The sequence below is a fragment of the Paraburkholderia sediminicola genome, from assembly GCF_046026675.1.
GTDB classification, from domain to species: domain Bacteria; phylum Pseudomonadota; class Gammaproteobacteria; order Burkholderiales; family Burkholderiaceae; genus Paraburkholderia; species Paraburkholderia sediminicola_F.
The window spans coordinates 2,173,282-2,193,191 of the sequence record NZ_JAQQEY010000002.1; the positions used below are offsets into that span (position 1 = coordinate 2,173,282).

Here is a 19,910-nt window from a genome sequence, read left to right on the forward strand (position 1 = left end):
GGTCTCCTAGTCAGACAGGCGCGAGCCGATGCGCGATTGCTTCGCGCGTTCGCGGCGATCCAGTGCGGCCTCAACCGCTCGCGCGATCGCGGCCGGGTCGTCGCCGCGGGCCGGATAGATATTGATGATGGTTTGCCCTGCTCCGCCTGCAGCGCCGGCCGCATTTCCGGTCGCTGGTGCCGCTGTGAGCGGTGGTCGGGTATCGAACGGCACGGTAGGCCGCACGAGCGGCACGGCGGCTGCATTGGCGAGCTGCGCGCCGGCCGCGATCGCCGGCGAGGCGAACGAGGTCGCGGCGACCGCTGCGAGACCGATCGCGGCTTTGGCTACCCTACCCTGTCCGCTTTCCATGCCGACGGCCGCGCCTTCGCTGACGAATCCGCCCAGCTCGCCGAAAACGCGACTTGGGCTATGGATGCCGAGCTTTTCCTTGAACCACCCGACGGTCGAGCTGGCGACGTTGACGATCGCGTCTTTCACGGCGCCGAGTCCGCCGGTGATGCCGTTCACGAGGCCGGAAAGCAGGTTCGCGCCAAACTCCGAAAACTTCGCCGGCATGTCGATTCCGAACCATGACAGCACGCCCGCAAATGCCTGGTAGAACAGGCCGAGGGGTGACCAGTTGAGGATAAATGCGCCGATCGCGCCGATCCCGCCGGCGAACACACCGCGCACCTGTTCCCATAGCCCGCCGAAAAATCCCTTGATCGGCTCCCAGTACTGATAGATCAGGAACGCGGCGAGCGCGATGCCGGCGATCGCGAGGCCAATCGGGTTCATCAGCATCATGCGGCCGACGAACATGATCGCCGAGCCCAGCATCCGGAACGCGCCCACACCCAGCCCAAGCACGCGCGCGAGAATGCCGCCCTGCATGCCGAGCGTCGTCATGCTGAATTTGAGAATCGCCATCGGGCCGAGAATGCCGGCGAGCGCAATCGTCAGCGTGCCGGCGACGACGAGCAGCGCCGCCAGTGCGGCCAGGGTGACGATGATCGCCTTCGCGGCCGTGCTGTGTTCGCGCATGAAGGCGACGACCTTCTCTGTCGCGGCCGCCGTTGCCTGCAGGCCAGCGTTATAGAGCGGGGAAACCTTCTCACCGATTTCCAGTTTCAGGTCGCGCAGTTGCGAGAGCGCTGCGATCTCACGGCCGGCCGTGAGCTGCTGGCCTTTGGTGTTCAGCTCGTCGATGCCATCGGCGCCGGCGTTGAGCTTTTCGTTCTTGTGAATCTGGTCCTTCTGCATGTACATCGTCGTGAACAGATTCGCCGCAGTGCGATTCGTGAAAATCGTCGCAATCATGTCCTTGACCTTGTCGGGGTCGGTGATGCCCTTCGCGGCCAGCTTCGGCAACAGAACCCTTTCAAGCCATTCGAGTGGCGAGGCCTTGAGCATGTCGCCGCCGGCGAGCGCGCCCGGCCGGATCTGTTTGATCATGCCGATCTTGTTGTACTCGACCTTGTTCTTGTCGAGCAGGTCGAGCCCCATCATCGCCTTGGCGGCCTTGACGGTCGTTTTACCCTGGTAGACGTTGCTGTAAGCGGACATGAGGCCGGTACCGACAGCATGGCCGCCCATTTCCTGAATGAGCGGCTCCATCTGGTAATAGAACGCGTCCTTGCGCATCTGTTTGGCTGCGACGCCGCCGGTCTGGATGAAGTTGCGCCACTCGTCGCCGCCCACGCGGCCGCCGGTGGCCGTCAGAACCTTTTGTACCATGTTCGCTTCGTCCTTGAATGTGGCTTCGTTCTTCGTGCCGCCGCGCAGCTCGATCACCTTGAGCATGTTCATGAACTTTTCTTCGTTCGCGTGCGCGTCCTCTGCGCCGAACATGGCTTCATTGGCGAACTTCATTTTGCCGAGTGTCGGCATTACCATTTGGGCATGATGTTCGTCCGCGAAAATCGTCAGCGAATCGCGCATCATGGTGAGGTTATCGGTCGTCGATACGCCGTACAGCTTCATCGCACGTGCATACTTGACCGCGTCGGCCGAGGCATGATCGCCGAGGCCGAGCGCCTTGATGCGCATCCCTTCGGCTTCGGCCTTCTTCGATTCGTCCAGCGTCTCACGCAGATCGCCAATCATGTGCATGCCGGTGGCCTTCGCGGCATAGCCACCGACCGCCATCCCAGCCGCGACGCCCTGCATGGTCTGCATGCTCCTGCGCACCGTGGCAACACGCCGCTCGCGCTCGCTGATTTGCTCGAGCTTCGCGGCCTGTGCGTTCATCGCCGAGGTGGTTGCCGCCATGTTGGCGCGCAGCTCGCGCTCGTGCTGCGACAGATTGCGCGTATTAACGCCGGCGGATTCGAGTTTCGTGCGCAGTTCGTTGACGGCCTGAGTCTGCGCCTTGTGTTGCTGCGAGGCAGCGCGGGCCGCCTCGCGTGCGCCCTGCAGATCCGCAATCATCCTTTGCGACGGTGGTCCCATCGTGCGCAGCGAGTCGGCCAGTTTTTTGACGTTGCCGCGCGCGGTGGCGAGCTGCGTGCCGGTCGCATCGAGACCGATGCGCATTTCGCGGAACGAGGCGACGGCCTTCTGCGTCTTGCCCATTTCGGCCAGCTCGCGCCGGGTGTTCTTAAGCGAGTTGGCAAGCCCCTTGTGACCCGCCAGCATGGTTTTAAGGGGCTTCGTCATGTTGTCGATCATGTCGAACATGACGCGAAGCTTCAGGGCGTTATCCATCGTTATTCGCTTCTCTTATTCCGTGCCTGACCGTCGGCGCGCACGTTCACGCCATTCCATTAATTCGTCCAGGTAAAAATCATCCATCGCCGCCGGCATCCAGCCGAACACCGTGGCGATATCGGCCATCGGATCTTCTACGCGATCAGGGATGCCACTTTCGAGGCGATCGCCTTCGTCATTAAAAAACCGGAAAAGATGCCCCCTAGTTGCACCAGATCAGCCGGGTCGAGGTTTGCCACGTCCTGTTCGGTGAGCGTCGGTGAGCTGATGCGCGGCAGCACGCGCGAGAGCGCGGTCACGTCGAGATTGACGAGGTCGGAAAGCGTCACGCCGCGCAGCTCGCCCGATTTCGGCCGGCGCAACGTGACAGTGTCGATCGTCTGCGAGCCGCGCACGATCGGCACGTCAAGCGTATGCGTGTTCGGGTCTTTACTGGCGGCCGCCGGCGCGTTGGTGTCGGTCGATACGCTCGTGTTCGGCGACTGGTCGATGGTTTGCATGGTGTTGCCTTTGATGTGAGGGAGTGAGAGGCCTGCCCGATCGAGCAGGCAGGCGGGTATTGCATGGCGGCCGCGTTACAGGCCGATCGCGGTACGCAGCGCGGCAAGCAGGTCGGTGCCGTTGATCTTCTCGATCATGTTGATAAAGTCCAGCTCGATGATGTCTTCGCCGTTCACGGTGAGCTTGTAATAGCTTGCGACGGTGGTTACCTTGAATGCGGTGTCCTCTTTCGCCTTCGCAGTGCCAGGGTCGATCTCCATGTGACGGCCCTTGACGACGACTTCGATCGAGTCGTACGTGGTCGAATCTTCTGCCTGATAGCCGCCGGCGAAACGCAGCTGTACGCCGTCATGCGTGGTAATGCCGTACTGTTTCAGTACCTCCGACATGAAACCGCCACATGTCCACTCCATCTGGATCGCTTCCTGACCAAAGTCGATCTTGATCGGGCCGCTCATGCCGCCGCCCTGGTAATCCTCCATTTTTCGCGTGAGCTTCGGCAGGGTGATTTCTGCAACCTGCCCCCTGAAGTTGTTTCCGTTGTGGAACAGATTGAAGCCCTTGAGTTTGCGAGGCATACCCATGTTTGTTTTCTCCTGGTTGTGCCGTGCTTACGCGTTCACGCGGGCGGCGAAGTCGGCGAGATATCGGTCCGTGATGCGCTGGCGCAATGTGAGGTTTTCCAGCGGGGGAACCGGCGTGTAGTCGTAATCGACGTATGCGTGACCGTCCTGCAGTTCGTCGGTCGTGTTCGGCTCCGGGTCAAACCATGACGTGCCGCCGATCAGGTAGCCGAGCGATATCAGGCTGCGGAATTTGCCGTTGATGCTTTCGATAATGTCGCGCATCAGCGATGGATTCAGCGGACCGTCCACAACCGCCATTTGCGCCAGCGCAATCGAATCCTTGAGAACCTGCGCGGTGCGCGTGTAGTTCTCAAACTTGAATTTCGGTTCGTCAGAGCAGGTACGCGAACCCCAGAAGCGGTAGCCGTCCTGATTGGTGAGCGTCGTTACTTCCTGTTCGTTCAGGTAGTTCGCATCGGTCGCCGGGTCCTGCAGATCCCAGGACACGTCAGCGCTGATACCGGTCACGCCGTTGACCGCGACATTCGATAGCGTCTTATGCCAGCCGATATCGTTGTCGATCTTCGCGCGCAGACCCATCGCGTAGGCCACGGCCGGGACTTCAACGGTCGAGCTGGTCGTGTCGTCCCATGCGAGGAAATTCGGCCAGATCAGCATCAGCTCACGCGCAGCGAACTGTTTGCGGTACGCGGTGGCTTCCTCCTTCGTCTTGCAACCGGATGCATAGGCATAGATGAAGCCGCCGAGCGATTGGGCAATCGTCACGAATCCCGCCGTTACGGCTTGCGTGTCGAGGAACGGAGCGCCGAGAATGCGCGGCTTCACGCCAAACCTGGCCTGCGACGTGAGCAGCGCTTTCATGCCGGTGTATTTGCCGGCGGCCGTAACGGTGCCGATCACGTTGCTCGTTGTCTCGGCCGCGTCCTTGCCTTCAGCGACGCGCACAACGATCGTGAAAGGCTTCGTCTGTGCGCCGATGCCGGTCAGCGCCTGGCGAAGCGTGCCCTTGGTGCCGGCCTTGCCGAGCGCTCCGACGACATTCGTCAGCAGGACGGGCGTATCGAGCGGAAAGGTTTCGGCGTCAGCATCTTCGGCCGTGCAAACGAGACCGAGTACCGCGGTCGAAACCGTCCGGATCGGGCGCGAGCCCTGATTGATTTCGTAGACACTTACGCCGTGGTGATATTGATCCTGCGCCATATTATGGATTCCAGATTAAGAGAACAGAGAGGGAAAGCGATCAGGCGATCGCGGTCACGAAATCAGGTGCGACCGGCAGAGCGACGTTCGGCCAGCCCGGTGCGTCCGATAGGTCGCGCAGCGCCTGGCGATATTTCAGGAGAGCGGCGAACTGGTCGGCGGTGAGCGTCGTGCCGTTGCCGATAATTTTTTCGTCCTGGTGCCGCGACACAAGCCAGTCGGTCACCGACATGGCCGCATCGCGACCGGCGCGCATGGTTGCAGCGACATCCGCGCGCGACGGCGGCAAAGGGTCGAGCAGCACGGCATTGCCTGATTCGTTGACTGCGAGCCGCTTTCCGGCCTCCTGGCCGGCCAGCAGAAGACGCCATTGCTCGTCGGTTATTTTGGTGACAGCGACGCCTTCGGGGGCGGGGCTATCAACGGAATCGTAGAAGGCGACAATCGCGCCTTGCGTGTTATACGCAGCAAATTTTTGACCCATACTTTCCTCAGAAACCGAATGCGATAAACCACACCTGACCGTTATTCACGGCCGCGCCCGTCGGAGTCGCGAATACGTTCCCGTACAAGACACTCTTTGTCGAAAGGCTTGACATTTGCGCCGCAACACCAAGCGCATTACCTGAAAGCAGGTAGTTGCAATTGGCCAGAATCAACGCATTCGGAAATGAAATCGGAAGAGTCAGTGCGGCAATGCCGGAAGCGTTGGAACCAGAACTACCCCACTGGATAATCAGCCCGCTAGGTAGTTTCTGGTAACCAGTGCCAGTCACCAACGAGCCGAACGCAGCAGCGGAACCAAGTTGCGTCGATCCGCCAATAGCAATCCAGTTTGAAACTCCGTCGCTCATCAATACCAGCGTGTCACCTGCGCCAATCGACACGTTCGGCGTAGACCCACCATTTCCAATCGCAATTACGTCCGTCCCTTTGCGTACTACCGATGCGCCTGACACGATCGACTGGAAATGCAGTAAGGAACCGACAACGACACTGCTGGCAGCTGGCAACGTTGCAGTGACGGCCGCAGAAAACGTATGAAAGCGCCCTGCTGCCGCTGCTGTCAGCGCTGTGACAGCATTGACAATGATTTGCCCACCATATGCAACGCCACGAGCATTGACCCATTCGGAAGTAGTCAACCTCGCGCTGTTGTCGAACTGCGCCGGCGTCGTCGATTCAGGTGTGCCGGAGAAGATCGGCGAGTCGAGCGCAGCTTTCAACGCCAGCGCGTTCGTCATCGTCGTGGCGAAATTCGGGTCATCGCCGATCGCGTCGGCCAGTTCCTTGAGCGTATCGAGCGCGGCCGGCGACGAATTCACGAGCGCGGCAATCGCGGCCTGCATGGCGGTGAGCGTCGCATATTGCGGGTGCGGGTTCGCCGCGGCTGCGTGCGCTTCCTGCTGAGCCCTGAGATACGCGGTGCGGTTGCCGAGCTGGCGAGCCTGTACATTGTCGATACCATCCGGACCGCCTTCAACCGGGTCCGATGTTTCGAGCTGGTAAATCCCGCCTTCCCATTGCGGGGTTTCTACTAGATTCGCCATTAGGTAGCGCTCCCTCTGTTGTATTGGCCGTTACGCGTTGCCGTGCGGTTGTGCCGGATCGGTGCTGCGCGATAGTCGAGTGATGCCAGTAGCGATCGCTGCGGCGCATACCGTTCGAGAACGGCTTTCAGGTTGTCCGCCTGGTCGCGGGTAATTGGACGGGTGAGCTTGACGATGTATTGCGCCCACGCCGTAGGGTCGCCGTGCAGGTAATCACCGTTACGGGTGGTCGATCCGTCGCGCCGGCGGATGCGCCGGCCTTCGACAAGCGTCACCTCACCAAAGCCGAGTCGGCGGATAACCTCGCGGATTGCCCAGGGCGTTCCGCGCTTCTGGTGCAGCGGAATGGCGGCCTTGATAAGCGCCCGGCGAGCGTCGTCGGACTCGGCCAGCTCCCAGCCATCGACGGAAACCTCTGCGGCCAGATACGGCAGCAGCGCAGACGGACACTTGTCCGGATTCCAGTAATCGCGGATCAGGATCGGCATTTCGTCGACGACAGCCAGCGCGGCCGCCGTGCGCTTTTCCAGCGTCGTCGCATTGGGCGGCAGCAGCCTATTCATAGACGCCGCCCCATACGATCTCAACGCCTTCGCAGTACGAGGCCTGCGTGGGGCCGATAACCAGATCGCCGGCAGGTTCAAGCAGCTCGGTTTTCGACAGGCCCGCAGCCTGACAAACGCCCTTGATGGCGGATTCGGCGATACCCACACCCAGCCGGTGAGAAGTGACGGTATAAGCCTGCGTGTTCCTGTTAGCCTGCGCGATCAGCACGTCTGCGCCAACGGCCGAGCGCGTGTAACCCTTCGCACGGATGCGATACCGGACGATCTCAGCCGACTCCGCGGTGACAGTGTCATTAAGCGGGCGTTGATCTTCCGCACTCAATGCGGCTTCGACAATGTCGAGCAGATCGCGGCCAGCCGTGCCGTCGCCCTGGCGTGACAGGATCGTCACGAGCACGTCGCCGGGAATCGGGCGTGAGCTTCTGGCGTCGAGAACGCGGGCATCCGCCGCGCGCGCCTTCGACACATACGCGGCGCCGGGACCGGCGACGCTAAAGCCCTGCGGCGCGAGCTGGATACGTTCGCGTAAGTCGTCGTCGCCTTCGTCTATTTCGGCGACGTTGTTCGCCGGATCGGCCGGCGTGATAACCAGACGTTTCAGGCCGAACAGGGCCGCACGCTGTTCGAGGTCGTTACCCTTCGCAAACGCAAGCATGACCGCGCGGATCGCATCATTGACGCGCTGACGCCAGACCAGTTCGCGATAGCTGTTTTCCTGCAGCAGTCGCGCGAGCGGTTCAGATTCAAGCTCGACCGTTGCAGCAACCTCGGCTTGCTGGTCGGCCGGCCATAGCGCGATCAGGCTCGCCTTTCGCGTCGAATAGATTGTTTCGAAGTCGAGCAGCTCCAGGGCGTCGGGAATCGGCACGCTCGCGAGGTCGATCAGTGCGGACGTGGTCATGCGATGTTCCCAAGGTTGAGCGGGACGCGCGTGCGCACGGCATCGCCGGATACAGTCGTAAAGCCTTCGATATCAATGAAGGCTTTGCCGTCCGTATCTGATTCGTCGGCCACGAGCTGCACGCGCGTGAGCGTGATGCGTGGCTCCCAGAGCATCAGGGCCGTGGCGATCGCGGCATAGAGGCGCGTACGTGTCGCGCCGTTGTTCGCTGCATCGACGTAGGAAAAAAGATCAGAGCCGAACGTGCGGCGCTTGATACATGAGGCGAGCGGCGTCGAGGCGATCTTGCCCACGGACTGATACAGGTGATCGAGATCGGCGATCGCGCGGCCGGTGATGGCGTTCATTCCTTTCATATCGGTTCGCTCACTGGCTTGCCGTCACCCTCTTCCATGTGCGAGTGATGCGCCCCGCTCTTGCCGCCGGCGATCACGTCATCGCTCACGGCGACAGTGCCCGCGATGATTGCGGCAGGCCCGCCGTTTGCGCCCGCCTTGCCACTCATGCCGCCTTCGAAAACGAACGCACCTTTAACAAGCATGTTTCCCGTTATGGTCGTCTGCTTCGCATCGAGCATCACGTCGTCGGCCTGCACGGTTGCGGTTTGGGTCTGCACGTTGACTGCACCAGGCGCGATGATCAGCACCGTCGCGCCGGCCGGCAGCTCGGCTTTGAGCGCGTGAGCTGCATGGTCGTACTCGACGGTCGCGCCGTCCGGATAGGCGCGCAAATGCTTGTCTGGGCTATCGCTAGGGGCCGGGTAATCGTCAGATGACAGGCCGCAGAGAACGACGCCTTGCGCCGGGTCGCCCATCGGGCAAAAGAGAATGACCTGTTCGCCTTCGGTCGGCGGATTCCATTCGCGGGTCTTCCCCGCGCGCAGCGAAAGGAACGGCAGCCAGTTCGTTTGCAGGCCGTCGCCGGCAGGGTCGTCGGGGTCGCCGACCGACACGCGGCACGTTGGCGGTTTGCTGGTGAGGTCAACTTTCATCACTGACCCCTTGCGGATCAGATTGATGATGAGTCGGCGGATTTCGTTAGCGTCCATCCGGTCATGTTGCCGGCCGCACGCGCGCGATGCGAGTAACGCCGCATGTAACGCGTTTGGGTACAAACGCCCCTGAAATCAGGGGCTATCTGGCGATGTGTTTCAGCAACATATCGCGTATCAGTTCACGCTCGTCATGGGTGAAGCCGAGTAGCACGCGAGCCGGGTACTTGTATTCGACGCCGTGCGGTGCGACGCGATCAGTCTCGCCGAACTGGTGAACACGCGCGACCCGCGAAACGCGGCCGGCGAAGCCGAGCGCGAGGCCATTCGAATCTGTCTCTGTCTTGAGATAGCGTGCAGTGCGCAGCTTCGCGAACATCGCTGCGCGTTTGATGCGGCCGCGCTTGTCGCGTAGTTTGCCGTCCGGTTTCCTGCGAGGCTTGCGCGCGTCGTATGCGGTACCGTCCGGATTCTTCTGCGAGGCAATACGCGTCTGGTGGCTGCGGCGCAGCTCACGCGCAATGTCGCGCATCGCGGCCCGGCGCGCGGCCGGTTCGAGCTTGCCGAGCAGACCGCCCAGGAACCTCTCGACGGCTTGCAATTCATCCATCAGGGAGCCACCCACTCTTCGGTCGCGTCATTGACGTGCGTCACGGTGCGCTTGCCTTCAGTATCGACAGACACGACGACACTTTCTGTCAGCGTTAGCTTGACGGAAATATCGACCGTGGCATTGCTCAGTATGTCGATCTCGTACGTGATGCCGCTCGCGCGTTCGTCAAAGTTCGTCACAAGATCCGGCTGATTCTCACGGACCCAAGCGACCAGTGCGATAAAGACGTCGTCCGCTTCGCCGGCGAAGTCGAGCAGGAGCGCATTGCACACATAGCGATACTCGAACGATAGCGTGTGGCTTCCGGTGGCGGCGATCGAGCCGCGATCGATAAAGACGGTTAGTGCGTCGGGGTTGATCTTGAGTGAAGGAATTGCCGCAACGAGCGCCGCGCGTAGACTCGCCGGTTTAATCATGGCCGGCCACCGGCGCCGTATGTTTCGCCTGGCAGTCAAACACCATATCGACCTTTGCCGCGCATGCTGCCCACGCTGCCTTAACCATGTGTAGCGCGTCGTCGAGAGCGCCGTTAGTGGTCGGGGCCATCGCCGGCAGCGTGCAGCGCGTCACCGCCTGGCACTCTTGCAAGGTAATCGGCGGCGCCGATGAGAGCGGGGCTTGCGTGCATGCGGACAACGTCAGCAGGCAAAACACCAGCAGCCCACGCGCGGAGTTCTGCGCTTTCATTGTTGTATCTCCTGATTTCGTCACGGATGCCGGCGAGCTTCGCGTCGATGCTGTTGCGATCGGCATCGAGCTTGCGCTGTTGCGTTGCCTTGTCGGCCGCATCGTCCTGCAGGTGCCTGATTGTTTCGTCACGGCCGGCCAGATCGTCCCTGGCACGTTTGGCGGCGTCCTGTGCGCCGCCCAGCTCGGCGCGCAGCTCGCGCACGTACAGGACGCCGGCGACGATCAGCAGCAGCGCAACGACGCCGGCGACGACGCGGGCAACAAGACGTGCGGCGAACGCGTTCATGCGGCCGCCTTGGTCGGCCCGGCGTACTTGAGGTAAGCCTGTGCGAGCTTCGCGTCGTACAGGTTGCGGGCGTAATCCGGCCCGTTGTAGCCCTTGGCGAACGCCGCCCACTTCCTGCCCTTCAGCGCCGACAGCAAGGCCGCATCGGCTGCCACATAGCGCACGAATGCATCGAGCTGGTCGGCTTCACTGTTTTCCATGCATGCGACGAAATCGTCGATGTTCGAATATCCTAGCCGTTGCCAGTGATAGCCCATCACCTGGAATGCGCCCCAGCTCGCCGACTCATACGCGGCGCCGGCGTCGATCAGCTCGGCCGATGCCAGGCGCGTGTATTCGGCCGCTTTGCCGAGGTAGCCGCCGGCGATCTGCGAAAGTATGTTCGGATACTTCGCCGCGATCGGCGCCGGATCGATGCCGCGCGCCTGTAGCTGTTTCCAGAATTTGTGGCGTTCGAACAGGATCGCCGGCCGGCCGTCGAGGAGAAAGCCAGATCCACTTGACTCCACCTCATTGACGGCGCGCACGCATGCGAGCGGCACGCCGAGCGTGTCGGCCGCTGCGACGAGATCGGCCAGCGCCAGGTGTTTAGGGTCCCGCTGGCCAGTCGCGAGCGCGGCCAGCGTCTTCGGGCCGGCGACGCCGTCATCGATCAGGCCGGTTTTCTTCTGCAGCGCGATCACCGCGCATTCGGTCGCGCCGTCGTACAGGTGCGTGACTTCTACGGAAAAGCCGGCGCGGATAAGGCGGCGTTGCAACAGGCCTACATCGTCGCCGTGGTCGCCAAAACGGTGCGTCTTCATGGTTCATTGCTCCAGAGCAGGCGCGCGACGTTGCCGCGCACGCCAAACACAAACAGGGCCAGCAGTACAGCCGAGCCAGCTTCGAAAATGCCGACAGATTTCGCGTGTAGCGCCAGCTCGATCGCCGAGCCGCCCAGGACGACGACAAGCGCCCAGGCGATCCATGAAACATGGCGACGGTGCCGCGCGCCCTGCCTGCGAAACGTCAGCACGCGCACGATTGCGGCGACGTAGGCCGCGAGAGCGATCAGGGCGAAAGGAGCGAATTGGGATAACACGACGGCCTACCCTCCTTTCCTGAACATCGCGAACACGTCGAGCGTCTTGACCCGGTCGATCAGTTGCAGCGTCACAGTGATAACCAGTGCGGCCGCGAAGAACGCCGCCACGCCGGTTGACTTGATCGGTGTCGCGTTGACGATCTCAGGCGCAGCCAGATAGCCCATCACCAGCGAAATCAGCATGTAGGCGACGCGCTTCAGGGCGCCGATATCTTTCGACGTGACGACGACGAGCGCGGCGCCCGTGAAGGCGCCAATCAGCGCGTTGCCGTCGATACCCGGCGCGAGGCTCGCGAGGCCGATCGCGGCCGACAGTGCGAGGGTGGTGGTGCTCGGTTCCGCCATGTCGGCTCCTGGGTTCGTGTGGTTCAATCAGTCAAACAGTTGCAAGAGCGGCGTCGATGTATCGACATTCGCCAGCTCGGGAAGGAAAACAGGGGTACCGATCGGCAGAAAGACGCCGTAATCGGCGAGGCCCGCATTGGCTTCGAGTACGGCCTCAACGGTGCTATCGGTGCGGCCGTAGTGGCGCCAGCAAAGGGAATCGACGGTGTCGCCCTGTTGTGCAGTGACGATCATCAGATCAGCTCGATCGTGGAGCGCGGCAAGCCGCGTAAGTCGCTCAGTGCCCAGCGCACGTTACGGCGCGCGTCGCATAGGGTCGTTTCGAGGTCTTCGGCCTTCTGACCGCCCGATTTCGTCGAATCGAAATCGCGGTACCGCTCGGTGAGGTCAGCGTGTGCGCAGTTGAAAACGGCGCGGCGATAGCGCGCGAGCTGCACACTTTCGCCGCCGATGTTCGGCGCCGGTACGCCGGCCAGATCGGCATAGCCGGCCGCAACCTGGCCGGCTTGCCACGTGCCCAGCTCGGCATTGATGCTGGCGATCGCATCGATCGTGGCGTCGCGCAAGCGCTCATGTGTCGCGGTGCCGTCGAGCCGCATCGAGGCGCGCAAGGCGTTCATGTCGATGTCGGGAAACCAGCCATCGTTTGTGACGATCGCGGCATTGGCCGGCGAGCCAGGTGTCTGGGGCGTGGTCGGTTCAGCGGTCGCGAGAAAGCTACTCATGGAACATGGCTCAGAAAATGATGGCGGTGGGCCGGCGTCGGAAACGTGTTTCCGTCAGGTGTTGCGTTTCGTCAGCCGGCGCCGCCATGCCGGGGGGGCTCTTTACTTGTGGCCGGCTTTGGTGCCGGCCGCATCGCTCAGCTCGGTTTCGAGCCGGGCAATGTCCTGTTTCACGCCAGCGCGTTCGTCAAGCTGCAACGCGCGGCGTAGGTGATCGAGGGCCGCCGTTTGGTCGGATTCCTGTAGCGCTTTGCCAAGCGCCTTATGCAGCTTGGCGCGTACCTGGTCGTGCATGTCGGCCGACCCGGTCAGCGTCATTACTTCGGCGAGCTGGCCCGCGTCGAACGTTTCGCCGAGCTTGAGACCCGCCAGTGCCGCCTGTGCGAATTCTTCGGCGATCGCAGTCGCGAGCGGCCGGTCGTACTGGTCGGGCAGTGTCATGCGGTGTGCGAGTGCGTACCGGGCGATATCGAGCGCGCCGGCGAAGTCGCCCGCGTCGATGCGCCAGATCATCACGGTCGTAAGAACATCGTCCTGTGCGCCCCGCCCGCCGCTCAGTGCGCCTGCGACATAATCGACGTACTCGGGCAGCAGCTCGGCGCGCTTCACGTCGATCTTGCGTTCGATCGACTGGATCGCTTTCAGGCGCCGGCGATCGGTCGCCAGCTTCGCAAGCATCAGCTCGTATGCGCTCGCGCCGGCGAGAGATTCGCCGGGCGCGGCCGAGGCCGCCGCCTGTTCGGCCGAGACGCGTTCGTAATGGCGTTGGGCGGGGCTTTTCATCATGCAGCCTTCGGCAGAAGTTCGATGTTTTCAGCCATCGCACCGCAGCCGAAATCTTCGACGACATACGCATCGTTGCTCGATTCGTAGTTCTCAATCCGGTCCCGCTTCGAGTTATCGACGATGTTGCGCCGGCGGCCGCCGTCCTGTGTGTAGATCGACAGGTTGTCGAAACGCGTGATCAGCAGCGCATTGGCCGGGAAGAACGGCACGCTAACCGCCGGCAGGCCACCAATGCGTTTCTGGCTCACGATCACGTCGGCCGCGAGGGTTTCAGTCGGTGCCTGCGTCGTGTTGATGATCGGGAAATACTTGTCGTGCATCAGGCCACGGCCGCAGAAAACGAACAGGCCGGTATCGTCCTGGTGCCACGGATCGACCATGCTCGCGAGAATGTCGAAAACCAGCGCGTCGAGGTTTTCGTAATCGCCGCCCTTGCCTACCTGCACCTTGCCGGCCGCTTTCGTGCCTTCGTGCAGAACTCGCGCTGCGGCTTCGCCGCGATATTTCTGCAACCAGCCCTTATTCACGTCCTGCAACAGCGGGTTTTTCGTGCGGTCGGAAGTTGCCGCGCGCGAGGTGCCATTGAAGCCGATCGCGATGCGGTCGAGCGCCTGACGCTTCACAATCGCGTCACGCAATTTCGCCTGAAAGTCGGCGAACTTCGCCCACGCGTCGAGCTTCGCATACGTGATGTGTGAATCAAAGTTCGTCTGCGTGCAGATGTACCCTTTCGCATCGAGGTCGCTAACGTCAGTCGTTTCGCGATCCTGTTTCGTGGTGTCGGTCGTACCGGCGATCGGCGAGCCGATACCGAGGCCGAGCTTTTCGCCTTGCTGTTCGGTCACGCCGATCATGTTGACGCGCTTCAGAAAGTCACTGGACTCCTGAATGCGGGTCTCGAGCTTTTGCTGCACGCTGGGCGAGACAGCAAATTTCAGCGTGGCATCTTGCACGCCGTTCAGTTGTGCGATCGCTTCCACATACTTATTGAAAGCAATCCGGGTTTCATTGCGCATTTAAAGGTTCTCCGGGATCGGTGAGGGGGACGAATGCGGGTTAGCAGTCGGTGACAACAGCAGCGGAGGCGCCGGTTGCCGGCGGCCGTGCCTGCGTGCCGCTGGTCGTCGAAAGCTGCGTGTGCAGTTCGTCGAATGCCTTGCGGTCGGCTTCGCGCTGCTCGGTCAGTTCCGCGACGGTTTTCGTGAGGGCGGCGACGGCGTCGGCCTGTTGCTTGCCGTGCGCGGCAAGCGTTTCGACGGCCTGCCCCACGTCAGCGAATCGCGTTTCGTCGCTCGCATCTTTCTTCTTCGACATGCCGAGCAGTTCGGCGACGCGGGAGAACAGCGCGCCCATGCTGGGCGTCGTGGCCGATTCATCCAGCTCGATGGTCGCCAGCTCGGCCGCCGTGAAAAGGTTCGCTGGCGAAAGCTTGCGACTTGCGAACGGTGAGGCGGTCGGGTTCTGAGCTGCGAAAGAAAGTATCTGCGTGCCGAGACTTGCCGGGCTATCGGTCACGGCGAGGCCGACCAGGTACGCCTGATTCGTGTCGGCGAATGACGGATCGATTTCGCACGACGTGTAAATCTTTTGCTTGGCTTTCGTCAGTGCGACCAGGTCGGTCGTCGGGGCGATTTGCGCATACAGGCCGAGCTTTCCAGCAAGCGGGCCGGTTTCGTCGCGGGTTTCCAGTGCGATCACGTCGCCGTATGCCTTGAACGGGCTGTCCGGGATGATGCCGCGATAGTGTTCGAGATTCAGCCGTGCGCCATACACATCGGGGTTGTAGTTCTTCGCCATCTGCACCAACGATGCGCGATCGATGCTCCGGCCGTCACTTGTCGCACCTTCGACGGCGATGCGAAAAAACTTCGTTGTCGCATGCTTGACCGACTCGCCGGCGCCAGCCGCAGCGACAGAGCCGATGGCAAGCGCGCCGGCGCCGAGGTGGTCGGCAATGAAATCGGAATGGCTGAGAACGCTACTCACGGCGAGCGTCGCCGCGTGCGCGTCCATCGTGAAAGCGAACGCGATCGCCGCAACGGCGAACGACATTAGCGACAGCTTGCGGGATTGCATGTGTTAGGTCTCCAGCGGGTTTAAAGGTTGGTTAAGCGTGAGTCCATATCTTGCGTTTGCGCGCGCTGCGGCTCAACGGTTGGCATATGTTCCCGATATGGGTACAGACGCCCAGGGATGCTCGCGCGTGCGCGTCGCGAGAAACTTGGGGCCATGCTAGAAACCGCTGAAATCGTCGCTGTACTTGAATCGAATGCCGACCCCCGCCGTATAGCCCGCGCGCTGTACTGGCAGGGCTGGCGCGTCACGTCGATCGCACATCATCTGGAGATCAAGCGCGCGACAGTCGAGGCGTGGAAACAGCGCGACGAATGGGACAAGGCGACGCCGATCGAGCGCATCGAGTCGTCGTTAGAAACGCGGCTTGCGGTGCTGATTGCCAAGCCGGAAAAAGACGGCCGTGACTTCAAAGAGGTCGATCTGCTCATGCGCCAAGTCGAGCGCATGGCGCGTGTCCACAAGTACCGCGAGACAGGCAGGGAGAGCGATCTAAACCCCGCGATCGAGGCGCGCAACACGGCACCGCGCAAGGCCAAGGCCGTACGCAACGAATTCAGCGACGAGCAGCGCGACAGGATCGTCGAGGCCTTCCGCGATTCCCTGTTTGACTATCAGAAGGTCTGGTATCGCCAGCGCGATCAGCGCACGCGCAATATCCTGAAATCGCGGCAGATCGGCGCGACGTGGTATTTCGCCCGTGAGGCGCTGGTTGATGCCATCGAGACAGGCCGGAACCAGATCTTTCTATCGGCGAGCAAGGCACAGGCTCATGTGTTCCGGCAGTACATGTGCCAGTTCGCGCGCGAGGCCGCCGATGTTGACCTGTCCGGTGAGCCAATCCTGTTGCCGAACGAGGCAATGCTTTACTTTCTCGGCACGAACGCCCGCACCGCGCAGAGCTATCACGGCAACTTCTATTTCGATGAGTATTTCTGGGTCGGTGGCTTTCGCAAGCTGAACAAGGTTGCATCGGGCATGGCGATGCATAGCAAGTGGAGAAAAACCTATTTCTCCACGCCATCGAGCATGCAGCATGAAGCGTATTCCTTCTGGACCGGCGATCACTTCAACCGCGGCCGCGCCAAGGCCGATCATCTTCACCTGGACGTGACACACAAGGCGCTCGCACGCGGCCGGCTTTGCGAGGATCGGCAGTGGCGCCAGATCGTGACGGTTGAAGACGCCGTTGCCGGCGGTTGCAATCTGTTCGATCTTGCCGAGCTGGGGCTTGAGTACAGCCCCGAGGAATATCTCAACCTGTTGATGTGTCACTTCATTGATGACACAGCATCGATTTTCCCGCTCGCCGACTTGCAGCGCTGCATGGTGGATTCGTGGGAGCTATGGGACGACTTCAAGCCCCTGGCACCCCGTCCTTTCGCTTATCGCCCTGTATGGGTTGGCTATGACCCTGCCTTGTCCGGCGACTCGGCCGGCTTGATCGTGGTGGCGCCGCCGGCGCTGCCGGGTGGCAAGTTTCGCGTACTGCACAAGGAGCAATGGCGCGGCATGGACTTCGAAGCCCAGGCCGATGCGATCAGGCGTGTCACTCAAGATTTCAACGTCGAATACATGGCGATCGATACGACCGGCATCGGCCAGGGCGTGTACCAGCTCGTTCGCCAGTTCTACCCGAACGCGGTCGCGCTCAACTACTCGCCCGAGGTTAAAGGGCGGCTCGTACTCAAAGGCCTGTCGGTGATCGGCAAGGGCCGACTCGAGTTCGATGCGGGATGGACCGACCTGGCGCAATCCTTCATGGCTATCCGTAAAACCATGACCGCGAGCGGAAAACAAGTCACCTATGAGGCGAGCCGCAGCGAGGAAACCGGGCACGCGGACCTTGCATGGGCTTGCCTGCATGCGCTCGGCAATGAACCGCTAGAGGGCATTACCGCCAACAACACTGGCTTTATGGAGTTTTCAAATTGAGCAAGCGCAGACACAACCACACTCACGCCGCAGCGCCGGCGCTGGCTGAAGCACCGCCGGCGCGGGCCGAGGCCTTCACGTTCGGCGACCCGATGCCGGTTATGGATCGGGCCGAGATCCTGGATTACGTCGAAAGCTGGTCGGCCGGCGAATGGTTTGAGCCGCCGGTGTCGTTCGCCGGCCTTGCGAAGTCATTTCGCGCCGGCGTGCATCACAGTTCGGCGATTTACTTCAAGCGCAATGTGCTGTCGTCCACGTTCATCCCGCACAAGTTGCTCTCGCGCGAGGAATTCGACAAGTGGGCGCTTGATTTCCTGGTGTTTGGCAACGGCCCGATCGAGAAGCAAAAGAACCGGCTAGGCGGCACGCTCGCGCTCAAGCGGGCGCCGGCAAAGTACATGCGACGTGCGACCGACTTGCAGCGCTTCTTTCAGGTCAACGGAATACAGGAAAGGCACGAGTTTGAACCGGGAGTGATCTTTAACCTGATGGAACCGGATATCAATCAGGAAGTGTATGGCCTGCCTGAATATCTCGGCGCGCTGCACGCGGCATGGTTGAACGAGTCGGCGACGCTGTTTCGCCGGCGCTACTATGAGAACGGATCGCATGCCGGGTTCATCCTGTACATGACGGATGCGGCTCAGAAACAGGAGGACGTTGACGCGTTGCGCGAGGCGTTGAAAAACAGCAAGGGACCAGGCAATTTCCGCAACCTCTTCATGTACGCGCCGAACGGCAAAAAGGAAGGCATTCAGCTAATCCCGGTGTCCGAGGTCACGGCGAAAGACGAGTTTTTCAACATCAAGAACGTGACGCGCGACGATTTGCTCGCCGCGCACCGCGTACCGCCGCAGCTTATCGGCGTGGTGCCGAGCAATACGGGCGGATTTGGGGCCGCAGACACGGCGGCCGAGGTATTCGGGGCCAACGAGATCGAACCGTTACAGCGCCGCTTTACGCAGCTCAATGAGTGGATCGGCGACGAGGTCGTGCGGTTCAATCCCTACACTATCAAGCGGGCGGCCGCCACAGCTTGAGCAGCATTCAGCCTACTGCGACCGGATATATCCGCCCCTAAGCCGTCTTTCGAAAAATGCAAAAGCGGCCGGTCAGTACTAAGTCGGTCCAGAACCTCAGGTTCGAGAACTCGGCTGATAACGATGACGCAACGCCCGCGCTCGACAAAATCTCAAAGCGGCCAGCACGCGCCGTTACAGACGGGCGTCGAGCGTCCACCCACGAATGGCGACATGACTCTTCACATACCCCTTCGCCTGTTCATCGAAAACTTTAAACCGTACGCGCACAGTAGAAAGTCGAGTGTCACCGGGCCGTAGTTCTACTATTACCGCTCGGTATCTTGCGTCTTCAAATTCAACTACAACCTCGGGCGCAATGCGCATTGGTACCCGGGTAAGCAAGGTCCAAACGCCCTCATTGTTCGGAGGGTAGAGGCCAGGCCCTTCCTCAATCATTGCCTCGATGTGTTCAGCAGTAACTTCGTCTCTGTTTGGCAATGCGTCAACTGCCGCGGTCACGTCATTCGCATACATCGCGCGTCGGAAACGTAAATAGGCAACTTCCTCGGCAATGGCCTGCTTATCTAGTCCGTTGTGAGGCCGAAACGTCGTGAACACGTCCTCGGGTAGGTCGGCTCGCGTCGCGTCAGCATGGGCGCCCCAACTGAGCGCATAAAGGCCTTCTACGCCAAATCTGCCAAGTTCCCCCGCCTGTAAGGGGAGAACAGCTGGTAGCACAACAAACGAGAAAGCGATTCGACGATTGCTTTCGGGCGGAATGTCGGAAATCCAGTCGTCGTTGCGGAGTTGACCGACTTCGTCAAGAAGCTGCGCGCAAGGAATCGAATACCCGACGATCGGCGTGGGGACATCAAGGTCCAGCAGGCAAGGCACGTAATGGATGTGGCCTCCGCCAAAGTGGTAGTTTATCCGCCCACTCGTATGAATCGTTATTGACTTTGTTTTGGGCTCAGCGGATTCACGCTCCAAGACGGGACTTACGCTATCTTTTTCACCAGACCACTGATAGCCCCTCTCGCTGATCCCATCTCGGACCAAGTTGAGTTTGATGGAACCGTCGTGCATAACATTGACGGATGCCAAGTGACGCAGCACACCGTTGCTTCGTAACAAAAGTCTTGGCACGTTTCAGGCTTCCCGGAGAGTTGAATAGCGGTCGCGTTGTGAGCGCGGCCAGAATACTGCATGTAGCCGTGCAAATCTTGCAAAAGCATCACAGATTTGCACGCGATTGACGATCTCGGCATCCCCTTCGAATGCCGCATCCTAGCCGTACCGCGTCCCACACCCGAGCGCGGAGATAGCCTAGGGCGTGCGTTTCATGCAAAAGGCATAAGATGACC

At 61.1% G+C, this 19,910-nt stretch carries 26 protein-coding genes; 2 read left to right on the forward strand and 24 right to left on the reverse strand.

The annotated features are described in order from the left end of the window. Window positions 1-6 precede the first annotated feature (6 nt). From PQQ86_RS29400 to PQQ86_RS29510, 23 genes are all read right to left on the reverse strand, one after another. Window positions 7-2,688: a phage tail tape measure protein gene (locus PQQ86_RS29400; protein WP_408275018.1), complete on the reverse strand. Its 2,682-nt coding sequence runs from the start codon at window positions 2,686-2,688 to the stop codon at window positions 7-9. Window positions 2,689-2,703: 15 nt separating this feature from the next. Beyond that, window positions 2,704-2,817 carry a GpE family phage tail protein gene (locus PQQ86_RS29405; RefSeq protein ID WP_408275021.1) on the reverse strand — a complete coding sequence of 38 codons (114 nt, stop codon included), beginning with the start codon at window positions 2,815-2,817 and terminating at the stop codon, window positions 2,704-2,706. 8 nt (window positions 2,818-2,825) lie between these two features. Next, a complete protein-coding gene (locus PQQ86_RS29410) occupies window positions 2,826-3,191 on the reverse strand; it encodes a phage tail assembly protein (RefSeq protein WP_408275023.1) in 366 nt (121 codons plus the stop codon). Between the two features lie 75 nt (window positions 3,192-3,266). Next, a complete protein-coding gene (locus PQQ86_RS29415; protein WP_408275024.1) occupies window positions 3,267-3,776 on the reverse strand; it encodes a phage major tail tube protein in 510 nt (169 codons plus the stop codon). Window positions 3,777-3,803: 27 nt separating this feature from the next. After that, entirely contained in the window at window positions 3,804-4,979 is a 1,176-nt protein-coding gene (locus PQQ86_RS29420) for a phage tail sheath protein (protein WP_408275027.1), read from the reverse strand. Between the two features lie 40 nt (window positions 4,980-5,019). After that, window positions 5,020-5,463 carry a phage tail assembly chaperone gene (locus tag PQQ86_RS29425; RefSeq protein WP_408275030.1) on the reverse strand — a complete coding sequence of 148 codons (444 nt, stop codon included), beginning with the start codon at window positions 5,461-5,463 and terminating at the stop codon, window positions 5,020-5,022. Between the two features lie 7 nt (window positions 5,464-5,470). Next, the gene (locus PQQ86_RS29430; protein WP_408275033.1) at window positions 5,471-6,328 is read right to left on the reverse strand and encodes a gp53-like domain-containing protein; all 858 of its coding nucleotides are present in this window, start codon (window positions 6,326-6,328) and stop codon (window positions 5,471-5,473) included. Window positions 6,329-6,528: 200 nt separating this feature from the next. After that, a complete protein-coding gene (locus PQQ86_RS29435) occupies window positions 6,529-7,092 on the reverse strand; it encodes a phage tail protein I (RefSeq protein WP_408275035.1) in 564 nt (187 codons plus the stop codon). After that, complete coding sequence (locus PQQ86_RS29440; RefSeq protein ID WP_408275038.1) at window positions 7,085-7,996, reverse strand: baseplate J/gp47 family protein; 912 nt, start codon at window positions 7,994-7,996, stop codon at window positions 7,085-7,087. Before PQQ86_RS29440 ends, PQQ86_RS29435 begins: the two co-directional genes overlap by 8 nt. Next, window positions 7,993-8,352: a GPW/gp25 family protein gene (locus PQQ86_RS29445; RefSeq protein WP_408275041.1), complete on the reverse strand. Its 360-nt coding sequence runs from the start codon at window positions 8,350-8,352 to the stop codon at window positions 7,993-7,995. Before PQQ86_RS29445 ends, PQQ86_RS29440 begins: the two co-directional genes overlap by 4 nt. Continuing rightward, entirely contained in the window at window positions 8,349-9,044 is a 696-nt protein-coding gene (locus PQQ86_RS29450; protein WP_408275043.1) for a phage baseplate assembly protein V, read from the reverse strand. Before PQQ86_RS29450 ends, PQQ86_RS29445 begins: the two co-directional genes overlap by 4 nt. 85 nt (window positions 9,045-9,129) lie before the next feature. After that, window positions 9,130-9,600, reverse strand: a complete 471-nt coding sequence (locus PQQ86_RS29455) for a phage virion morphogenesis protein (protein WP_408279393.1) — start codon at window positions 9,598-9,600, stop codon at window positions 9,130-9,132. Continuing rightward, the gene (locus PQQ86_RS29460) at window positions 9,597-10,016 is read right to left on the reverse strand and encodes a phage tail protein (RefSeq protein ID WP_408275044.1); all 420 of its coding nucleotides are present in this window, start codon (window positions 10,014-10,016) and stop codon (window positions 9,597-9,599) included. Before PQQ86_RS29460 ends, PQQ86_RS29455 begins: the two co-directional genes overlap by 4 nt. Next, the gene (gene lysC / locus PQQ86_RS29465) at window positions 10,009-10,236 is read right to left on the reverse strand and encodes an Rz1-like lysis system protein LysC (RefSeq protein WP_408275047.1); all 228 of its coding nucleotides are present in this window, start codon (window positions 10,234-10,236) and stop codon (window positions 10,009-10,011) included. Before lysC ends, PQQ86_RS29460 begins: the two co-directional genes overlap by 8 nt. Then, on the reverse strand, window positions 10,130-10,576 hold the full coding sequence (lysB, locus tag PQQ86_RS29470) for an Rz-like lysis system protein LysB (protein ID WP_408275050.1): 447 nt from the start codon (window positions 10,574-10,576) through the stop codon (window positions 10,130-10,132). Before lysB ends, lysC begins: the two co-directional genes overlap by 107 nt. Next, entirely contained in the window at window positions 10,573-11,379 is an 807-nt protein-coding gene (locus PQQ86_RS29475) for an N-acetylmuramidase domain-containing protein (protein ID WP_408275053.1), read from the reverse strand. The genes lysB and PQQ86_RS29475 overlap by 4 nt, the downstream gene beginning before the upstream one ends. Then, window positions 11,376-11,657, reverse strand: a complete 282-nt coding sequence (locus PQQ86_RS29480; RefSeq protein ID WP_408275055.1) for a phage holin family protein — start codon at window positions 11,655-11,657, stop codon at window positions 11,376-11,378. Before PQQ86_RS29480 ends, PQQ86_RS29475 begins: the two co-directional genes overlap by 4 nt. A 6-nt stretch (window positions 11,658-11,663) precedes the next feature. Further along, window positions 11,664-12,005 carry a putative holin gene (locus tag PQQ86_RS29485; protein ID WP_408275058.1) on the reverse strand — a complete coding sequence of 114 codons (342 nt, stop codon included), beginning with the start codon at window positions 12,003-12,005 and terminating at the stop codon, window positions 11,664-11,666. Window positions 12,006-12,032: 27 nt separating this feature from the next. Continuing rightward, on the reverse strand, window positions 12,033-12,239 hold the full coding sequence (locus PQQ86_RS29490; protein WP_408275061.1) for a tail protein X: 207 nt from the start codon (window positions 12,237-12,239) through the stop codon (window positions 12,033-12,035). Beyond that, window positions 12,239-12,730 carry a head completion/stabilization protein gene (locus tag PQQ86_RS29495; RefSeq protein ID WP_408275063.1) on the reverse strand — a complete coding sequence of 164 codons (492 nt, stop codon included), beginning with the start codon at window positions 12,728-12,730 and terminating at the stop codon, window positions 12,239-12,241. Before PQQ86_RS29495 ends, PQQ86_RS29490 begins: the two co-directional genes overlap by 1 nt. 102 nt (window positions 12,731-12,832) lie before the next feature. Next, window positions 12,833-13,513: a phage terminase small subunit gene (gene gpM / locus PQQ86_RS29500; protein WP_408279394.1), complete on the reverse strand. Its 681-nt coding sequence runs from the start codon at window positions 13,511-13,513 to the stop codon at window positions 12,833-12,835. Next, window positions 13,513-14,532, reverse strand: a complete 1,020-nt coding sequence (locus PQQ86_RS29505) for a phage major capsid protein, P2 family (RefSeq protein WP_408275066.1) — start codon at window positions 14,530-14,532, stop codon at window positions 13,513-13,515. The genes gpM and PQQ86_RS29505 overlap by 1 nt, the downstream gene beginning before the upstream one ends. A 40-nt stretch (window positions 14,533-14,572) precedes the next feature. Further along, the gene (locus tag PQQ86_RS29510; RefSeq protein WP_408275068.1) at window positions 14,573-15,592 is read right to left on the reverse strand and encodes a GPO family capsid scaffolding protein; all 1,020 of its coding nucleotides are present in this window, start codon (window positions 15,590-15,592) and stop codon (window positions 14,573-14,575) included. 153 nt (window positions 15,593-15,745) lie between these two features. Here PQQ86_RS29510 and PQQ86_RS29515 point away from each other — a divergent pair, with 153 nt between their 5' ends. Together PQQ86_RS29515 and PQQ86_RS29520 are read left to right on the forward strand one after the other, a co-directional pair. Further along, window positions 15,746-17,524 (forward strand): terminase ATPase subunit family protein, encoded by a 1,779-nt coding sequence (locus PQQ86_RS29515; protein ID WP_408275071.1) that lies wholly within the window; start codon window positions 15,746-15,748, stop codon window positions 17,522-17,524. After that, entirely contained in the window at window positions 17,521-18,564 is a 1,044-nt protein-coding gene (locus tag PQQ86_RS29520) for a phage portal protein (RefSeq protein ID WP_408275074.1), read from the forward strand. The genes PQQ86_RS29515 and PQQ86_RS29520 overlap by 4 nt, the downstream gene beginning before the upstream one ends. A 174-nt stretch (window positions 18,565-18,738) precedes the next feature. Here the strand turns inward: PQQ86_RS29520 and PQQ86_RS29525 are convergent, their stop codons facing one another. Next, entirely contained in the window at window positions 18,739-19,662 is a 924-nt protein-coding gene (locus PQQ86_RS29525; RefSeq protein WP_408275077.1) for a hypothetical protein, read from the reverse strand. Window positions 19,663-19,910 lie beyond the last annotated feature (248 nt).

Excerpts from the sequence above, each read along its gene's own strand:
- PQQ86_RS29400 (WP_408275018.1), bottom strand. The coding sequence starts at position 2,688 with ATGGATAACGCCCTGAAGCTTCGCGTCATGTTCGACATGATCGACAAC.
- PQQ86_RS29405 (WP_408275021.1), bottom strand. The coding sequence starts at position 2,817 with ATGGCCGATATCGCCACGGTGTTCGGCTGGATGCCGGCGGCGATGGAT.
- PQQ86_RS29410 (WP_408275023.1), bottom strand. The coding sequence starts at position 3,191 with ATGCAAACCATCGACCAGTCGCCGAACACGAGCGTATCGACCGACACC.
- PQQ86_RS29415 (WP_408275024.1), bottom strand. The coding sequence starts at position 3,776 with ATGGGTATGCCTCGCAAACTCAAGGGCTTCAATCTGTTCCACAACGGA.
- PQQ86_RS29420 (WP_408275027.1), bottom strand. The coding sequence starts at position 4,979 with ATGGCGCAGGATCAATATCACCACGGCGTAAGTGTCTACGAAATCAAT.
- PQQ86_RS29425 (WP_408275030.1), bottom strand. The coding sequence starts at position 5,463 with ATGGGTCAAAAATTTGCTGCGTATAACACGCAAGGCGCGATTGTCGCC.
- PQQ86_RS29430 (WP_408275033.1), bottom strand. The coding sequence starts at position 6,328 with ATGCAGGCCGCGATTGCCGCGCTCGTGAATTCGTCGCCGGCCGCGCTC.
- PQQ86_RS29435 (WP_408275035.1), bottom strand. The coding sequence starts at position 7,092 with ATGAATAGGCTGCTGCCGCCCAATGCGACGACGCTGGAAAAGCGCACG.
- PQQ86_RS29440 (WP_408275038.1), bottom strand. The coding sequence starts at position 7,996 with ATGACCACGTCCGCACTGATCGACCTCGCGAGCGTGCCGATTCCCGAC.
- PQQ86_RS29445 (WP_408275041.1), bottom strand. The coding sequence starts at position 8,352 with ATGAAAGGAATGAACGCCATCACCGGCCGCGCGATCGCCGATCTCGAT.
- PQQ86_RS29450 (WP_408275043.1), bottom strand. The coding sequence starts at position 9,044 with ATGGACGCTAACGAAATCCGCCGACTCATCATCAATCTGATCCGCAAG.
- PQQ86_RS29460 (WP_408275044.1), bottom strand. The coding sequence starts at position 10,016 with ATGATTAAACCGGCGAGTCTACGCGCGGCGCTCGTTGCGGCAATTCCT.
- lysB (WP_408275050.1), bottom strand. The coding sequence starts at position 10,576 with ATGAACGCGTTCGCCGCACGTCTTGTTGCCCGCGTCGTCGCCGGCGTC.
- PQQ86_RS29475 (WP_408275053.1), bottom strand. The coding sequence starts at position 11,379 with ATGAAGACGCACCGTTTTGGCGACCACGGCGACGATGTAGGCCTGTTG.
- PQQ86_RS29485 (WP_408275058.1), bottom strand. The coding sequence starts at position 12,005 with ATGGCGGAACCGAGCACCACCACCCTCGCACTGTCGGCCGCGATCGGC.
- PQQ86_RS29490 (WP_408275061.1), bottom strand. The coding sequence starts at position 12,239 with ATGATCGTCACTGCACAACAGGGCGACACCGTCGATTCCCTTTGCTGG.
- PQQ86_RS29495 (WP_408275063.1), bottom strand. The coding sequence starts at position 12,730 with ATGAGTAGCTTTCTCGCGACCGCTGAACCGACCACGCCCCAGACACCT.
- gpM (WP_408279394.1), bottom strand. The coding sequence starts at position 13,513 with ATGAAAAGCCCCGCCCAACGCCATTACGAACGCGTCTCGGCCGAACAG.
- PQQ86_RS29505 (WP_408275066.1), bottom strand. The coding sequence starts at position 14,532 with ATGCGCAATGAAACCCGGATTGCTTTCAATAAGTATGTGGAAGCGATC.
- PQQ86_RS29510 (WP_408275068.1), bottom strand. The coding sequence starts at position 15,592 with ATGCAATCCCGCAAGCTGTCGCTAATGTCGTTCGCCGTTGCGGCGATC.
- PQQ86_RS29515 (WP_408275071.1), top strand. The coding sequence starts at position 15,746 with ATGCTAGAAACCGCTGAAATCGTCGCTGTACTTGAATCGAATGCCGAC.